The sequence below is a fragment of the Deltaproteobacteria bacterium genome (assembly GCA_011375175.1).
Classification (GTDB): Bacteria; Desulfobacterota; GWC2-55-46; order GWC2-55-46; family DRME01; genus DRME01.
Genome location: DRME01000017.1, coordinates 1 through 4,403, shown reverse-complemented (window position 1 = coordinate 4,403; position 4,403 = coordinate 1). Strand labels below are relative to the sequence as shown.

The 4,403-nt window shown below is 64.5% G+C and carries 5 protein-coding genes; all 5 read right to left on the bottom strand.

Annotated elements, in window-relative coordinates; translation table 11 throughout:
* Window positions 1–329: hypothetical protein (locus ENJ37_01220; GenBank protein ID HHL39104.1), on the bottom strand; the 329-nt coding region annotated here is incomplete at its 3' end.
* Window positions 329–898 (bottom strand): hypothetical protein, encoded by a 570-nt coding sequence (locus tag ENJ37_01215; protein HHL39103.1) that lies wholly within the window; start codon window positions 896–898, stop codon window positions 329–331. The genes ENJ37_01215 and ENJ37_01220, both read right to left, overlap by 1 nt.
* On the bottom strand, window positions 895–2,232 hold the full coding sequence (locus ENJ37_01210) for a hypothetical protein (GenBank protein ID HHL39102.1): 1,338 nt from the start codon (window positions 2,230–2,232) through the stop codon (window positions 895–897). The genes ENJ37_01215 and ENJ37_01210 overlap by 4 nt, the downstream gene beginning before the upstream one ends.
* Window positions 2,233–2,260: 28 nt before the next feature.
* Window positions 2,261–3,208 (bottom strand): prepilin-type N-terminal cleavage/methylation domain-containing protein, encoded by a 948-nt coding sequence (locus tag ENJ37_01205; GenBank protein HHL39101.1) that lies wholly within the window; start codon window positions 3,206–3,208, stop codon window positions 2,261–2,263.
* 332 nt (window positions 3,209–3,540) lie between these two features.
* Window positions 3,541–4,131 carry a type II secretion system protein gene (locus ENJ37_01200; GenBank protein ID HHL39100.1) on the bottom strand — a complete coding sequence of 197 codons (591 nt, stop codon included), beginning with the start codon at window positions 4,129–4,131 and terminating at the stop codon, window positions 3,541–3,543.
* Window positions 4,132–4,403: the final 272 nt, after the last annotated feature.

Below are 4,403 nucleotides of genomic sequence, written 5' to 3'. Positions count from 1 at the left end.
CGGACCTCAGGCGCCGCAGGCGCCGGGGGCCCGGCCGCCGCCCGCTCCTGCCCGGCCTCCCGGTCCGGGACCTCCGGGGCCTTTACGGCCTTCCGCCCGGCTGGCGCGGGCGCAACCCTCTTCACTATCTTTCTTATGGGACTTGACACACGCCGGACGACCCTTACGGGCCTGGGCCCCGCAAGCTCGACCCGTTCGGGCTCGAGGGCCAGAAGCGCCCGCTCTATGGGAGTAAGCCCCGTCTCGAACCTGATGGTGGTCGCCGCCAGGATCGAGACGGCGAGCATCACCAGGGGAAGGGCGGTGAAAAACTTGATGCGCCGCTCCATCAGCTTCCCCCAACGACCGGCACCGACGTCTCAGGCGCCTCTCCGAGCCTCGTCGACGGCAGGACGATTGCGCCGTCGATCTTCGCGACGAGCCAGGGCCACACGTCCATCCTCGTCACCGCCACACTCTCGATCCTGAAGCGGGGGAGCCCCCTGGACTGTATGTATGCCAGGTGGCTCACGAAGGTCGAGTACCTCTTCACCGGTATCTCCATGTGGACCGGCAGGCGGATCTCCCCCGACTCCTCGACGAAGTTGGCCACCGATACCCTGCCCCTTATCCTCTCGTTGACGGCGTCGAGCGTAAGGAGCATGAGCTCCCTGTGGGTGCGCCCGTCGTAGTCGTCGGGCAGCATTCCCTTTATGCGCTCCATGACCGAGACCATCGAGGCGGTCGCCCCCCGCACGCGCTCGGCCTTGGCCCTGAGCGCCTCGAACCTCCCGATGGACTCCCTCAGTCCCCGCTCGTAGCCGTACACGAAGACCGCCGCGAAGAGCAGCAGCGAGAAGACGACGCCCACGGCCATGTAGCTGCGCACGGCCCCCCTGAGGAGATAACGGACGTTCACCGGTACAAGACCTCCATGACGAAGCTCCTGTCGGAGAGCTCGAGACGGCTTGAGCGGACCTCCATGGCGTCCCTCGACTCGATGGCCTCGATGAAGTCCCGGTAGTAGACCTCGAGGCTGACGAACTTCCTGCCCTTTATCCTGCCGTCGAGCCTCGCCTTCAGGCCCTCGGCCGTCATCTCCAGCGAATAGGAGGCGAGGTCGATGCTCCGCGGCGTCACCTCCGAGAGGACGGCGAGAAACGACGCCACGTCGGCCTCCGACACCCCGCTGTTGAAGAGCTCCACAAAGGCCCTGTAGCCCTCGAACCGAGCCTTCGTCTCTTCGTAGGAGGCCATGACGGCGTCGATGTCGCGCAGCTCGGCGCGCAGCTCGTCGAGCCGTTCGTTGAGCCAGCTCAGGCGCTGGAACATGAAGGCCGCGTAGATGGCGCAGACCACCGCCATGCCGGCCCATAGCACGGCCGAGGAGCGCAGGAACCTGCGCGTCCAGAGTATCCTCTCGTACTCGGGCGGAGAGACGTCGAGGTCCCTTTCCGCGAAGAAGGCCGAAAGCGGCACAGCCAGGTCCAGATAGGCGTCCTGCGCTCCCGGCGCGGCGTGGACGGGGAGCATGCAGGCGGCGGCTACGAGGGGCTGCGTCTCGGCGCTGTAGTTGCGGCCCACCTCGCCCACCAGCATGAGCGCCGATGGAGAGGCCTTGAGCTTCTGGCGGCAGTAGTTTATCGTTATGTTGATGTTGGCCACGTCGAAGTCGTCGAGCCCCTCGCCGTGGGACTGGATGAACCTGACGAACCGGAGCCTGCCCTCGTCCACGAACAAGAGCCCCTTTTCCACGCCGGAGCCGAAGACGCAGAGAGTCGAGGAGGCCGGCAGGGCGGAGCGCATGAGCGAGGCCACGGCGAGGGCGTCGGGGATGAGCGCCCTGACGACCTTGTTGCGGGCGGCGAAACGGGTTATCGTCTCCTCGGCCTCGGCGGCGTCGACGATATAGAGGAAGACGTCGCGCACCTTCCTCTCTCCCGACATATAGGGCTCGCCGGCTATGAAGGTGAAGCAGTGGCGCGGGTACGGCGATATCCTCGCCGCCTCGGAGGCCACGACCCTGCGCAGGTACCCTCCCCTGAGGTTGGGCACCACGACGGTATCCTGGTGAGACTCCCTGAAGTGTTTGACGACGACGAACTCTCTGGTCTTCTCCTTGGCGAGAAAGTCGTCGAGGCCGTCTTCACCGAGCCTGAGCGCGTCGTCGATGCTCACGCGGCCCCGCTTGTACGAGCCGTAGAGCACCGTGGCGCGGTCGTCTTCAAGGCTTACTACAACGGTCCGGGCCACCTCAACCGCCCCCTCCGACGGCGGGCCGTCAACTTATGGTCAGGACGAAGGCCCTGCGCGCAATGTTGTCGTTCGCCCCGCCGGTGTCGTTGTTGTCCCTGGTGAACACTATGATGCTCGTAGTGCCAGCAGCCGTCGGCGTGCCCGACAGGGTGAGGGTGTTGCCCTGGCCCCACAGTGTCTCGGCCACACCCTGACAGTTGGTGCTCACCGGTGTAGAGGCCGGCGTCCTCGATATCCACGCCGGCAGCGTGCCGCTTGCGTTCTCGATGCACCACCTGTAGCTGCCGCCGGCGGTGAAGGGCACACCGCCGTCGGCGTATATGCTGGCCGAGTAGGTGCTGCTCACCGTACCGGCGGGAAGTTCGGTGTTGACCACCCTGAGCTGCGCTCCCGTGCATCCCGCCTTTATCCGCACTTCGTTGAGCGTGAGCCAGCGCACGATGTCGTCATACTCCTCGGCCCTGTTCATGTCGGAAGTGTAGTCGTCCACGCCGGTCACCCCGTAGTCGTAGACGTTGATCGTGGAGGAGCCGGACGTCTGGATGTTGTAGTTGCCGCCGCCGCTGATGACGAGCAGCGCCACGTCCGACACCGTGCTCGACGGCGAGGCGCAGGCCGCGTCGGGACAGGTCCGCACCGTAAGCGACGTGGTCTTCCTGCCGCATATGCCTCCAGTGGCCGTGGCGGTCATGTTCGTGTCCGGCACGTAGAGGAGTGTCTTGGCCCAGGCGTCACGCACCGACGACACGAGGCCCGGGAACTCGGCGGTCGTGGGAAGCCTCCCGCTCGAAGCGCCGAATCCCACGACGGCCTCCACGGCCGAGTCGACCATGGCCTTGGTCTCGTTACGCTTGGCCCTCTTCGTGAGCATGGCCATCATGCCGGCGCCCATGCTCACCAGTATGCCGATGACCACGAGGATGACGGCGATCTCTACGAGCGTGAAACCCCTTTGTTCCTTATTCCAAGCCATGGCGATGCGATAAGCGCCCCCGCGGCCGCGTTCAGGCGCGCCTGTACATGTCGATCGCAAAGAACGCCCCGCCGGCGAGTGTCAGCACTATGGAGAGCTTTGTATAATAGACGATCTCCCGGAGCTCGGAGTCGGGCGAGAGGCTCCACATGAGGTAGTAGCCCGTCGATATGAGAAGAAGACCCACCCAGCGCAACACGCGATCTCCCCGCCCTGCGGCCCCCGGGGGCGGTGGTCTGCCCCGGCCCCGCCACGACACTGCGGACGCGGCGGGCCGAGACGAGACATCGGCAGAGGGCGCAAACAAGGCCCCCCCTTCGGGGGACGCCGCCTCAGAGCCTGAAGTAGAGGGTGAAGACGCCGGAGGTCGCCGTGTCGTAGTTGCCCGAACCCCTTATGGCCCCCGTGTTGTAAACGCCGTCGTCGTACTGGCGGTCAATGACCTGGCAGGCGTCGTATGGCACGTCGCTCAGCCCAACCCAGTGGGCCGACACACCCTGGACGGTCACGTAGCCTATGCCGACAACACCGCCGTAGGGATTGCCCGGGTTTTCGGCCGACGTGGCCGCGCCGGTGATGAGGTTGGCGTTTCGCATGTGCCGCCAGGCCTGACAGGTCTCGGTGGTGGTGCCGGTGGCGCAGGCAACGGAGAAACCGTTTATCTGGCCGTTGTCGTTGCCGTTGGTCACGCCGGACCACCGCGACTGGGCCGTGTTGTCGTCGCCGGGGTACTTGCCGTACCTGTCGAAGTAGGTGTAGACGGCGGCGACGATCTCGCGCTGCAGGTTGTAGGCCCTCTTTATGCTCGCGTTGTTTATCATCTCCTGGCCCTTGAGCACCACGCCGAGGATCAGCCCGATTATGACGAGCACGATGGCGAGCTCCACCAGCGTAAAGCCACTCTCGTTACGCAGTCTTTTCATTTCCCAAAACCTCCTCCCGACTTTTTGTGTCTCTGCCCCGTGCGCCGCTCCTCGACACGCACCGGAGCGCCGTTTAAGGAAACCCTGATTTATTGCTCTGAGGGAACCTTTTTGTAAAAGGGTCACTGACCCACGGTTCCCTCAGACTCCCTCCAAAAACTTTTAATGCGAGTTGGTTTCCCCCTGTTTTGCCTGGCAAAACAGGGGGAAACCAACTCGTATTGAAAGTCTTTGAAGGGGGTCTGGGGGAAACGTGGGCCTATGGCCCTTCT

Bases quoted from the DNA above. Each gene is read 5' to 3' on its own strand.
- ENJ37_01205 (HHL39101.1), bottom strand. From the start codon at position 3,208: ATGGCTTGGAATAAGGAACAAAGGGGTTTCACGCTCGTAGAGATCGCC.
- ENJ37_01200 (HHL39100.1), bottom strand. From the start codon at position 4,131: ATGAAAAGACTGCGTAACGAGAGTGGCTTTACGCTGGTGGAGCTCGCC.